Annotated in this window: 10 protein-coding genes; 5 read left to right on the top strand and 5 right to left on the bottom strand. The window is 73.9% G+C overall.

From position 1 onward, the window contains the following. Positions 1–3: 3 nt before the first annotated feature. Together AB0F81_RS34935 and AB0F81_RS34930 are read left to right on the top strand one after the other, a co-directional pair. Entirely contained in the window at positions 4–1,398 is a 1,395-nt protein-coding gene (locus tag AB0F81_RS34935) for an AMP-binding protein (RefSeq protein ID WP_360204190.1), read from the top strand. Between the two features lie 90 nt (positions 1,399–1,488). Continuing rightward, the gene (locus tag AB0F81_RS34930) at positions 1,489–3,708 is read left to right on the top strand and encodes a bifunctional diguanylate cyclase/phosphodiesterase (protein ID WP_360204189.1); all 2,220 of its coding nucleotides are present in this window, start codon (positions 1,489–1,491) and stop codon (positions 3,706–3,708) included. Between the two features lie 4 nt (positions 3,709–3,712). On the opposite strand, the gene AB0F81_RS34925 is transcribed toward AB0F81_RS34930, so the two are convergent. After that, positions 3,713–4,882, bottom strand: a complete 1,170-nt coding sequence (locus AB0F81_RS34925) for a hypothetical protein (protein ID WP_360204187.1) — start codon at positions 4,880–4,882, stop codon at positions 3,713–3,715. An 80-nt stretch (positions 4,883–4,962) separates the two neighbouring features. Between AB0F81_RS34925 and AB0F81_RS34920 the strand changes: the two genes are divergently transcribed. After that, on the top strand, positions 4,963–5,208 hold the full coding sequence (locus AB0F81_RS34920) for a hypothetical protein (protein WP_360204185.1): 246 nt from the start codon (positions 4,963–4,965) through the stop codon (positions 5,206–5,208). Here AB0F81_RS34920 and AB0F81_RS34915 read toward each other — a convergent pair. Beyond that, entirely contained in the window at positions 5,205–6,434 is a 1,230-nt protein-coding gene (locus AB0F81_RS34915) for an MFS transporter (RefSeq protein ID WP_360204183.1), read from the bottom strand. The two genes, AB0F81_RS34920 and AB0F81_RS34915, sit on opposite strands and share 4 nt — an antisense overlap. Before the next feature lie 81 nt (positions 6,435–6,515). On the opposite strand from AB0F81_RS34915, the gene AB0F81_RS34910 reads away from it, so the two are divergent. Then, on the top strand, positions 6,516–7,436 hold the full coding sequence (locus tag AB0F81_RS34910; protein WP_360204181.1) for a LysR family transcriptional regulator: 921 nt from the start codon (positions 6,516–6,518) through the stop codon (positions 7,434–7,436). Here the strand turns inward: AB0F81_RS34910 and AB0F81_RS34905 are convergent. From AB0F81_RS34905 to AB0F81_RS34895, 3 genes are all read right to left on the bottom strand, one after another. Beyond that, positions 7,411–8,172 (bottom strand): pseudouridine synthase, encoded by a 762-nt coding sequence (locus AB0F81_RS34905; protein ID WP_360204179.1) that lies wholly within the window; start codon positions 8,170–8,172, stop codon positions 7,411–7,413. The two genes, AB0F81_RS34910 and AB0F81_RS34905, sit on opposite strands and share 26 nt — an antisense overlap. Next, positions 8,141–8,968, bottom strand: coding sequence for an SMC-Scp complex subunit ScpB (scpB, locus tag AB0F81_RS34900; protein WP_360204233.1), 828 nt, complete (start codon positions 8,966–8,968; stop codon positions 8,141–8,143). The genes AB0F81_RS34905 and scpB overlap by 32 nt, the downstream gene beginning before the upstream one ends. A gap of 293 nt (positions 8,969–9,261) precedes the next feature. After that, positions 9,262–10,248, bottom strand: coding sequence for a segregation/condensation protein A (locus tag AB0F81_RS34895; protein ID WP_360204231.1), 987 nt, complete (start codon positions 10,246–10,248; stop codon positions 9,262–9,264). 177 nt (positions 10,249–10,425) lie between these two features. On the opposite strand from AB0F81_RS34895, the gene AB0F81_RS34890 reads away from it, so the two are divergent. Then, a partial coding sequence (locus AB0F81_RS34890; RefSeq protein WP_360204177.1) for a GNAT family N-acetyltransferase occupies positions 10,426–10,838 on the top strand: 413 nt, incomplete at its 3' end.

The raw sequence follows: 10,838 nt of genomic DNA, 5'->3' as shown, positions 1-10,838 counted from the left end.
GGCATGACCCTGCTGGCCGCGCTGCACGACGACACGGACCGCGCCGGCGCCGTCGTCACCCCCGACGGCGCCCTGTCCCGCCACGACCTGCTCGGCCGGGCCGCCGGCGTCGCCGAGCGGATCGCCGGCGCCCCGATCGTCGCCGTCCACGCCACCCCCACCACGGCCACGGTCGTCGCGATCACCGGCGCCCTGCTCGCCGGGGTGCCCGTCGTGCCGGTTCCCCCGGACGCCGGTGAGCTGGAGCGCGGCCACCTGCTGCGCGACTCCGGCGCCGCCCTGCTGCTCTCCGACGACCCGGCCGCGGCGGGTGGCTCCGGCGTACCGGTCATGTCCGTCGCCGACGTGCGACCCGGCAGCGTCCCGCCCGAGCCGGATGCGAAGCAGCCGGCTCTCGTCCTCTACACCAGCGGCACCACCGGCCTGCCCAAGGGCGTGGTGATCTCCCGCGCCGCGATCGCCGCCGACCTGGACGCGCTGGCCGGCATCTGGCAGTGGACCGCCGGCGACACCCTGGTGCACGGCCTGCCCCTCTACCACGTGCACGGGCTCGTCCTCGGCCTGCTCGGCCCGCTGCGGCACGGCTCCCCGCTGATCCATACCGGACGGCCCACCCCGCAGGCGTACGCGGAGGCCGCCGGCACCCTGTATTTCGGCGTGCCCACCGTCTGGTCCCGGATCGCCGCCGCCCCCGACGCGGCCCGTGCCCTGGCCGGCGCCCGCCTGCTCGTCTCGGGCAGCGCCCCGCTGCCCGCCCCGGTCTTCGACCGGCTGCACACCCTCACCGGCCAGGCCCCGGTCGAGCGGTACGGCATGACCGAGACCCTGATCACCATCAGCGCCCGCGCCGCCGGCGACCGCCGCCCCGGCCAGGTCGGGCTGCCGCTGCCCGGCGTCGGCACCCGCCTGGTCGACGAGGCCGGCGCGGTGCTGCCGCACGACGGCGTCACCATCGGCCACCTGCAGGTGAACGGCCCGACCCTGCTCGACGGCTACCTGCGCGGCGGCGCCGTCGCCCCGCCGGAGCTGGTCGACGGCTGGTTCCCGACCGGTGACGTCGCCACCGTCGGCCCGGACGGCTGGCACCGCATCGTCGGCCGAGCCTCCACCGACCTGATCAAGACCGGTGGCTACCGGGTCGGGGCCGGCGAGGTCGAGGACACCCTGCTGCTGCACCCCGCGGTCCGCGAGGCGGCCGTGGTCGGTGTCCCGCACGCCGACCTCGGCGAGCAGATCACCGCGTTCGTGGTGGCCGGCCCGGTCACCCCGGAGGAGCTGATCACGTTCGTCGCCGAGCGGCTCGCCGCCCACAAGCGGCCGCGCGTCGTGCACCTGGTCGACGGGCTGCCCCGCAACGCCATGGGCAAGGTGCAGAAGAAGCTGCTGACCGCCGGCTGAACTCTCAGCCGGTACCGGTCGCTGCCGATCAGGCCGGGCATGATGAGACCCTCGTCGCGTCCGGCCTCCGCGGCCACCCAGGTGCTCATCATGTCGGTGGGGTGGTTCCTGGCCGGCGCCGTGCTCGGGATCTTCGCCCGCCGGCTCGGCTCGCCGCTGTGGCTGCTCTGGCCGTCCACCATCGGCGCGGCCGCCACCGCCTCGCTGGCCTGCGCGGTCGCCGCGCACAGCGGGGAGGGCCCGGCCCGCGCCTTCTGGCGGCGGCTCGCCGTCACCTCGGCGCTGCTGACCGCGGCCACCGTCGGGCAGGCTTTCGACAGCATCAGCACGGGCCACCCGGACGCGATGAGCCCGTTCACCGCCGTCCTCTACCTGTGCGCGGTCGCCGTCGGCGTGCTGGCCCTGATCCAGTTGCCCCGGCCGCGCCGCACCTGGCGCGCCACCGTGGCGATGTGCCTGGACATCGCGGTCGTCGCGGTCGCCGCGTCGATCATCATCAGCCACTTCCTGGTGGCCACCCGGAGCCCGTCCGGCAGCGGCAGCCTGGAGATCACCATGCTGGTCGTGGTGCTCGCCGCCGCCAGCTGCGCCGTGGTCGCGGTGATCAAAGTGGGTGTCACCCGCAGCGGCGCGGTCAACCGGCGGGCGCTCTGGGCGCTGGCGCCGATCGGCCTGCTCGGGCCGCTCTCCTGGGCGGTGGCGCCGCTGCTGGACAGCCGGATGTTCCTGAACCTGACCGTGGTCACCCTGCCCACCGCGGGTCTGCTGATCACCGCCGCCGCCCGGTTGCAGGTGCGGGCCGGTCTCGAACCGGCCGGCCCGGCGCCCGAGCAGACCCAACGGCAGGCCGGCCACCTGGGCATCTGGCGGCAGGTCAGCCCGGTGCCGTACGCGGCCGTCGCGGTCACCGCGATTCTGCTGATCTCCGTCACCCTCCGGGTCGGCCACCTGCCGCCCGGCCTGGCCGGCGGTTCGGTGGTGCTGACCCTGCTCGTGCTGGTCCGCCAGCTCGCCGCGCTGTCGGACAACAACGCCCTGCTGGACCGCCTGGACGCGCAGGCGCACCACGACGACCTGACCGGCCTGCCGAACCGGCGGCTGTTCACCGCCGGCCTGGCCCGTCGCGGCGGCGCCACCACGGTCGCGGTCTGCGACCTGGACGGGTTCGCCGCCCTCAACGACCGGCTCGGTGACGAGACCGGCGACGCCCTGCTGCGCGCCGCCGCCGAACGGGTGGCCGCCGTGGCCGGCCCGGACGCGGTCGCCGCCCGCCTGCTCGGCGACGAGTTCGGCGTGCTGCTGCCGGGCGAGCGCGCCGGGGTCGCCGAGGCGCTGCTGGCCGCGTTCCGTACCCCGCTGCGGGTGGACGGCCACGACCTGCTGGTGACGGTGACCGTCGGGGTGGCCACCGGCGACGGCGACGCGGTGCCCGATCTGCTGCGCCGCGCCGAGCTGGCGCTGCAGGCCGCCAAGCTGACCGGCACGAACCGGCAGCGCGAGCACTCCCCCGAACTGGACGCCACCGCCCAGCACCACGCCGAGCTCGCCGCGGCGCTGCGGCGCGGCCTGGAGCGTGGCGAGTTCCGGCTGCTCTACCAGCCCATCGTCGAGCTGCCCAGCGGGGCGATCACCGGCGTCGAGGCACTGGTGCGCTGGCACCCGGTGGACGGCCCGGTGGTGTCACCGGCCGAGTTCATCCCGGTCGCCGAGCACAGCGGACTGATCATCGACCTGGGCGCGTGGATCATCGACACCGCGTGCGCCGACGCGGCCGCCTGGCAGCGCCGGCACGGCGCGAACAGCCCCCGGGTCAACGTGAACGTCTCGGCCCGCCAGCTGCTCGACCCGGACCTGCCCGGTCTGGTCGCCGACGCCCTGCACCGGCACGAGCTGGCCCCGGACCGGATCACCATCGAGATCACCGAGACCGCGGTCTTCGCCGGCGGTGCGGCCCTGAGCACGGTCCGCGAGCTGCGCGACCTCGGCGTCGGCGTGGCCCTGGACGACTTCGGCACCGGGCACAGCTCGCTGACCCTGCTGCGGACCTGCCCGGTCACCACCCTGAAGGTCGACAAGTCGTTCATCGACGACCTGAACGGCACCGCCGAGCAGGAGGCCATCGCCACCTCGCTGAGCACGATCGCCAGCACCCTCGGGCTGCGCGCGGTCGCCGAGGGCGTGGAGACCCTGGACCAGGCCACCCGGCTGCACGACCTCGGCTACCGCTACGCCCAGGGCTACTACTTCGCCCGCCCGGCCCCGGCCGAGCAGATCGACGCGGTGCTCGCCGCCCCGGTCCCGGTCCGCTGACCGGTCAGGCCTCCGGCTCGTCCTCCGGCTCGGCCACCCAGGCGGAGAAGACCGGCACCCCCTGCCAGGGCCCGGGCTGATCGGTCACCGCGACCACCGCGTACGGATGGGCGAACCGCAACTCGGCGAACCGCACCGCCCGCTCGGCCGGCATCGAGGTGAGCGTGGCGAAGCCGGTGACCGCGGCGGCCTCGAAGCCGTACCGGCCGAACCGGGCCATCGCCGCCTGCTTGGCCTCGAACTCCGGGTCGATGCCGAGCAGCTGCCCCAGCACCCCGGCGGCGGCGGAGAAGCCGAGCTGCGGCGCCGCCAGGTTGTGGCTGCTCGTCGCCGACCAGCACGGCAGCACCGCGCTGACCTGCTCGGCGGAGTGCATGGCGGCCCGCTCCTCCCGGATCGTCCAGAGCGGACCCTCGCCGAGTGGCAGGTCGAACAGCGACGTGCGGGTGGCCGCCCCGACGTCCGGCCCGATCTCGTAGGCGGCGGCGATCACCCGGTCCGGCGGCACGTCCGGGGCCGCCGCCACCGACACCACCCGCACCGCCGCCCCCGACTCGTCGTCGGTGGCCGGCGCGACGTGCACGATCACCTCGCCGGCGTGCCGCGACTGCGCCACGAAGGCGGTGTGCCCGGCCGGCGGCGTGCGCAGCACCTGCCGCAGCTGTCCGGCCCAGGCGCCGCCCAGGGTCGGCGCCGGCGCCACGTCGAACGGGACGTCCCAGCTCAGCCTGGTCGCCAGCGCGCTCGCCAGCAGTAGCACCACCTGCGGGGTGATCTCGATCGGGAACCGGTCGATCAGGCCGAAGGTGCGCTCGCTGGCCCAGCGGTCCAGCGCGGCCTGATCGGGCAGCGGCCCGAACTCGGTCGCCGCGGGCAGCGCGGAACTCCAGCCGGCGAGCGGCTCCGGGTCGGCGCGGCCCGGTGCGTACCAGACCGCGGACGCCGCGGCGACCAGCGGATGCGGCTTGTCGAGGAGGGCTCGCGCGAGGTGCGCGGCCGGGCCGGGCTCCATGCCGAGCGCCTCGGCCAGGTCGTCACCGGCGGGTTCGGCGGCGGCGACCAGCCCGAGCACGAGCCACGCCCCCAGCGGTGACGCCACGTGATGCCGCGCACCGGCGGTGGCGTGCAGCCGCTGGGCGTATCGGGCCAGTGCCGGAATCCACTTCTCGGTCATGCCCGTCGAAGCTATCCGGCTCGGCCACGGCCGTCCATCGCCACCGGTTAGGGCGGCGGTTCCCGGGTACCGTTCCGGGGGTGATCGTTTCCTGCCCCGACTGCGGTGCTCCGGGCGTACCCCTGATGTTCGGTCTTCCGGCGCCGGAGGCGCAGCGGGCCGCCGCCGAGGGTGACCTGGCGCTCGGTGGCTGCGTGGTCTCCGCGGATGCGCCGAACTGGCAGTGCCCGCACGGGCACCGCTGGCGCGACGCCGACGAACAGGCCTGGGACCGGCGCCTGCTGACCGTCCTGCAGGCGCACGGTTACCCCGCGGCGGGTGACTAGGCGGCCGGGCGCAGCAGCCGGCCGGCCGGGCGGCTGCGGCCCCGGCTCAGCAGGGCCACCGCCGCGAGCAGGAGCAGCAGCACGGCGGCGAACCAGGTCATCACGGTGACCGCGGGCAGCACCTGGGTGGCGATGCCCAGGCCCACTGCGGGCAGGCCCAGTCCCAGGTAGGCCAGCAGGAAGAGACCGGCCAGGGCGGCGCCCCGCTCAGCCGGGGCGGCGCTCGCCGCAACCGAGCCGAGCGCGGCCTTGAACAGCACCCCGGCGCCGACGCCGGCCGCCATGCCACCGATCAGGAAGGTGACCAGGCTCGCCGTGTGCATCCCGGCGACCAGGGTGAGGATGCCGCCGGCCTGGGCGAGCAGGCCGAGCGTGGTCTTCGCCGGGCCGCTGAGCCCACCGGTCAGCGACTGCGCGATCGCCGCGCTGCCGAAGACCGCGAACACCACCGCGCCGGCCAGCGCCCGCGACGGGTGGTGCAGGGTGCCGGCCACGAAACCGGGCGCGAGCGAGGTGAAGACGCCGAACACCGCGAACGAGGCGACCGCGGCGGCCGCCGCCGCCAGATAGGTGGTCCGGTCGCCGGGCACGCCGATCCGCTGCGGCCGGTAGCGATATCTCGCCGCCTGCGGCGGCACGGTCTCCGGCGTCAGCGCCACGGCGGCGACGCTCAGCACCAGCAGGGCGACGAAGACGACGTACGGCGTACGCAGCGGCGCGGCCCCGTACTGGGCAAGCAGACCGGTCACGAGAGTGCCCAGGCCCAGCCCGCCGCTGTTGACCGCGGTGGAGACCACCTCGAACCGCTGGCGCGACGCGCCGGGCCGGTGTGCCGCGTGCAGTTCCTGCAGGTGGGCCGTCGCGGTCGCGGTGATCATGCCGACCCCGAGGCCGGTGACGAACCGGGCGGTCAGCAGGACCGGCAGCGACGTGCCGGTGAGGAACAGCACGGCGGCGAGCAGTTCCAGGCCGAGCGCCGGGAGCAGGATCCGCTTGCGGCCGATCCGGTCCGAGACGTGCCCGGCCAGCAGCAGGCTGACCACCACGCCGAGCGAGTAGACGGCGAAGACGACGGTGACCGTGAAGGTGGAGAAGCCGTCACGTGCCATGTAGAGGGGGTAGAGCGGGGTCGGCACGGTGGAGAAGGCCATGGCGGTCAGGAACGCCAGGGCGATCGCCCAGAATCCGGCGTGCAGCCGGGCCGGCGTCGCGGTCGATGCGGTCATGCGGCCACTGTCTGCCGGGCGATCATCACCGGCAACGAAAGTTCGAGCTTGATCCCATCTGCGTTGTTGATACTTGCAGGTGTGGAACTCCGTCAGCTCGAATACTTCGTCGCCGTCGCCGAGGAGCAGTCGTTCACCCGTGCCGCGACCCGGCTGCACGTGGTGCAGTCCGCGGTGTCGGCGGCCGTCAAGACGCTGGAACGCGAGCTCGGCGCCACCCTGCTGGACCGCAACGCCCGACGGGTGCTGCTCACCGACGCCGGCGCCGCCCTGCTGCCGCGGGCCCGCGCCGCCCTGGACGCGGCCCGGGACGCCCGCGACGCGGTCGCCGAGGTCAGCGGCGGGCTGCGGGGCACGCTGCGGATCGGGACCCTGACCTCGATCCGGGTCATCGACCTGCCCGCGCTGCTCGGCGAGTACCACCGCCGGCACCCCGGCGTGCTGCTGCGCACCAGCGCGGCCACGTCCGGCTCGCTGGGGCTGGTCGAGGCGATCGTCGAGCACCGGCTCGACCTGGCGTTCGTCTCGCTGCCCGGCGCGCGGCCGGCCGGCGTACGGCTGATCGAGCTGGCCGCCTCCGACATGGACCTGGTCGTCCCGGCCGGTCACCCGCTGGCCGGGCGCACCACCGTCGCGATCGAGGAGCTGGCCGGGATGGACTTCATCGACTCGCCGGCCGGTTACGGCAACCGGGCGGTCACCGACCGCGCGTTCACCGCCGCCGGTGTCCCCCGCCGGGTCACCATCGAGATCGCCGACATCGCCACCGGGGCCGCCCACGTGCGGCACGGCCTCGGCATCGCGCTGCTGCCCCGCTTCATCCTGACCGGCCCGGATCTCGACGGCGTGGTCACGCTGCCGGTGGCCGGCGCCGGCCTGAGCTGGCCGCTGTCACTGGCCGTGCCCACCGACCGGACGCCGGGCGCGGCTGCCCGCGCCCTGATCAGCCTGCTCGACGATCACCTGCCGGCCGGGGTCACTCCCCGTCGCCGACAGCCTTGAACAGGGCGGCCACCTCGGCGTTCGACAGGTGGCGGAAGCCACCCGGGCGCAGGTCACCGAGCCGGATCGGGCCGACCGCGGTGCGCACCAGCCGGGTCACCGGGTGCCCGACGGCGTCCATCATCCGGCGCACGATGTGCTTGCGGCCCTCGTGCAGGGTGATCTCCACCTGGGCGGTCTTGCCGATCGCGTCGACCAGGCGGAAGCTGTCGACCTTCGCCGGGCCGTCCTCCAGCTCGACCCCGGACTGCAGGGCCCGGCCCACGCTGCGCGGCAGCGGCCCGACCACCTCGGCCAGATAGGTCTTGGAGACGCCGTAGGACGGGTGCATCAGCTTGTGCGCCAGCCCGCCGTCGTTGGTGAACAGCAGCAGGCCCTCGGAGTCGGCGTCGAGGCGGCCGACGTGGAACAGGCGCTGCTCGAAGTTCGCCCCGAGGAAGTCGGCCAGCTCGGTGCGGCCCTTCTCGTCGTCGAGGCTGGAGACGACGCCGCGCGGCTTGTTCAGCGCGACGTAGACCAGTTTGGTGTTGGTGATCACCCGCTGCCCGTCGACGTGGATCTCCGCCGTGGCGGGGTCGACCTTGTCGCCGAGTTTGGCGACCCGGCCGTTGACGGTGACGCGCCGCCGGAAGATCAGATCTTCGCAGGCGCGCCGGGATCCAACACCGGCCGCCGCCAGGACTTTCTGGAGGCGTTCGGCGGTGTCAGCCTGAGGCATCGAGCACTTCTTCCACATCGTCGGGCAGGAACGGAGCAAGCGGCGGCAGCTGGTCGACCGAGTTGAGGCCGAGCTTCTCGAGGAACAACGTCGTCGTCCGGTACAGGTATGCCCCGGTCTCCGGTTCGGTGCCGCACTCCTCGATCAGGCCGCGAGTGACCAGCGTACGCATCACCCCGTCACAGTTCACACCGCGGATGGCCGAGATGCGCGAACGGGTCACCGGCTGCTTGTAGGCGACCACCGAGAGTGTCTCCAGCGCGGCCTGGGTGAGGCGCACCGACTGCCCGTCCAGCACGAAGCGCTCGACGTACGCCGCGTACTCCGGCCGGGTGTAGAGCCGCCACCCGCCGGCCACCCGCCGCAGGTCGATGCCGTGGCCGGCCGCGGTGTAGCGCGCGGAGATGTTCTCCAGCGCCCGCGCCACCCGCTCCACCGGCTGCTCCAGGACCTGGGCGAGCTGAAGCTCGCCGGTCGGCTCGTCGACCACCAGCATGATCGACTCCAGGGCGGCGGCCAGCTCGGCCTCGTCCAACATCACCGGGGTACGGGTGAGCTCGCCGTCGTCCGGGGCCTGGTGGTGCCGGTTGCCCCGCGCCTGCGCCGGCACGGTGACCGGCGGGGCGGCGGCGTCGTCCGGAACCGGCACGTCCACCGGAACCGCCTGCTCCTCGGGTCCGGCCTCCTCCTCGGCCTCCTCGATCGGCTCGGGCACCGGCAACTCCGGCTCCGGCTCGACCTCGGTCGGCTCCGGCTCCTCGTCGTCCTCGCCGGGCAGCTCATGCGGCGCGTCGATCGCCACCGGCGACAGCACCTCGTCGTCGGCCGGCTCGGGCGCCGGCTCGAACTCGCTCTCCTGGGGCTCGGCTTCCTCGGGCTCGGACTCCTCGGGCTCGGCTTCCTCGGGCTCGGCTTCCTCGGGCTCGGACTCCTCGGCCTCGAACTCCTCGGCCTCAAGCTCGCCGGGCTCAACAAGCCCGTCGGGCTCGAGCTCCTCGAGCTCCGCGTGCTCGTCCTGGTAGTCGCGGTCCGGCTCCCGGTTGCGCTCCCACGGCGGCACCCACGCGGCCGCCTGCGCCGCCAGGGAATCGGGACGCTGCTCGCTGCTCACGATGTCTCCTCCACCGCCGACGGTCCACCGGCCGGAACGTCACCCACGCCAAGATCACCATCGGACCGGGGCGCGTCAAGCTCGTCCGGGGTGCTTTCGTCCGAACCGGTGGCCTTCGCGGCATCATCGGCCCCCTCGGGCGCCGGTTTGCTGCCCTCGTAGTCGTCGATGTCCAGCTCACCGCCGTCGTCGTCGCCGCCGATCCAGCGCACGGTCAGCTCGTCCAGCGACACCGGCTGCTCGAAGTCGATCAGGCCCTCCCGGTAGAGCTCCAGCAGCGCCAGGAAGCGGGCCACCACCTCCAGGGTGTTCTCACAGTCGGCGACCAGCAGGCTGAAGGTGGCCGACCCGGCCCGGCGGATCCGGTCGCGCAGCAGGGCGGCGTGCTCCCGGACGCTGACCCGCACCTGGTGGATGTGCGCGATCGACACCTGCGGCGGGCCCGGCTTGGGCAGGAACTGCTTGAGCGCCATCTTCAGCAGGCGCTCCGGGCCGATGCCGAGAACCAGCTCGGGCAGCGCCTCCGCGTACCTCGGCTCCAGCGACACCATCCGCGGCCAGCGGCGCGCCCCGCTCTCCTCCAGGTTCGCGATGTGCGCGGCGGCCTCCTTGTAGGCCTTGTACTGCAGCAGCCGGGCGAAGAGCAGGTCGCGAGCCTCCAGCAGGGCCAGGTCCTCCTCGTCCTCGACCTCGGCGGCGGGCAGCAGCCGGGCCGCCTTGAGGTCCAGCAGGGTGGCCGCGACGAGCAGGAACTCGCTCGCCTCGCCGAGGTCCCAGTCGTCGCCCATCGCCCGGATGTAGGCGATGAAGTCGTCGGTGACCTGGTGCAGCGCCACCTCGGTGACGTCCAGCTTGTGCTTGCCGATCAGCTGCAGGAGCAGGTCGAAGGGGCCGGTGAAGTTGTCCAGCCGGACGGTGAACTTGCCGGAATCGGCCTCCGCCGGGGCGAGTTCGGCGGCATCATCGGTCCCGGCGGGGTCCATGACCGCACCGGGCAGCGACGGGGCAGGCTCTTCGGGCACGTGCCGACCGTAGTCCATGCCGGTCACCAGCTGATCCGGGCTCACGCTGTCAGTCCTCCACGTCGTTGCCGGACAGCCTCCGCCCCTTCCAACGGCGCAACTCGTGACCGGTTGCTGTTCCGCGGTTACGCTGCCGCGATGCGGTCACTGATCTCTCCACGCCTCCTGCTGCGCGAGTGGGAGGACAAGGACGCCGACTTCATCCTCGACATGTACTCACGCCAGGAGGTCTACCGCTTCCTGGGAGCGAATCCGCAACCGGTCCGCGACCTCGACGGGGCGCTGGCGAAGCTGGCCGGCTGGCGCGACCGGCAGGACGACCGGCACGCGATCTGGGCGATCCAGGACCGCCGCAGCGGGCGGCTGCTCGGCACCGCGTTGCTGATCCGGCTGATGGCCTCCGGCGACCCGCTGGAGCCGGCAGACGAGACCGAGATCGGCTGGCACCTGCACCCGGACGCCTGGGGCAACGGTTACGCCACCGAGGCGGCGACGGCGGTGCTGGCCTACGCCGCCCGGATGGGCCTGCCCACCGTGCTGGCGGTCACCTA

It is taken from the genome of Actinoplanes sp. NPDC024001 (assembly GCF_040638955.1).
GTDB lineage: Bacteria > Actinomycetota > Actinomycetes > Mycobacteriales > Micromonosporaceae > Actinoplanes.
This window is presented reverse-complemented; position numbering and strand designations above follow the sequence as displayed.

Coding starts and splice junctions, on each gene's coding strand:
- AB0F81_RS34935 (WP_360204190.1), top strand. CDS start 4: ATGACCCTGCTGGCCGCGCTGCACGACGACACGGACCGCGCCGGCGCC.
- AB0F81_RS34930 (WP_360204189.1), top strand. CDS start 1,489: ATGTCGGTGGGGTGGTTCCTGGCCGGCGCCGTGCTCGGGATCTTCGCC.
- AB0F81_RS34915 (WP_360204183.1), bottom strand. CDS start 6,434: ATGACCGCATCGACCGCGACGCCGGCCCGGCTGCACGCCGGATTCTGG.
- AB0F81_RS34905 (WP_360204179.1), bottom strand. CDS start 8,172: ATGTGGAAGAAGTGCTCGATGCCTCAGGCTGACACCGCCGAACGCCTC.
- AB0F81_RS34895 (WP_360204231.1), bottom strand. CDS start 10,248: ATGGACCCCGCCGGGACCGATGATGCCGCCGAACTCGCCCCGGCGGAG.
- AB0F81_RS34925 (WP_360204187.1), bottom strand. CDS start 4,882: ATGACCGAGAAGTGGATTCCGGCACTGGCCCGATACGCCCAGCGGCTG.